1 pseudogene is annotated in these 313 nt (G+C 59.4%); it reads left to right on the top strand.

Features of this window, described 5'->3' with window-relative positions:
• A pseudogene (locus AA105894_RS12385) lies at positions 1–313 on the top strand (integrase); the annotation flags it as partial.

A 313-nucleotide genomic window follows, 5' to 3' on the forward strand; every position in this document is an offset into this window, starting at 1 on the left:
AGCGTTTTATCTACCCGGATACCAATCGCTCAGAGGATACGAAACGCGGCACGCGCAAAGCGCTTAACCTGTTCATCGATGCCTTCGGCGACATGGAGGTCGAACGGATCACCGGCGAGACCGCTGGCGAGTTCCGTGATCTCCTCTTTCGTCTTCCCTCCACCCACGGCAAGGAGCGCAACGGTCGCTCGATCCGTGACGAGGTCGCGCGCGCTGAAACCGAGAAGCTCGAGACCATCAGCGCCAAGACGGTCAAGAACCACTTCTCTCGTCTCTCCGCTCTTTGGGCGCTCCTGTTGCAGCGTGATCTGGT

The sequence above is a fragment of the Asaia spathodeae NBRC 105894 genome (genome assembly GCF_025994195.1).
Classification (GTDB): domain Bacteria; phylum Pseudomonadota; class Alphaproteobacteria; order Acetobacterales; family Acetobacteraceae; genus Asaia; species Asaia siamensis.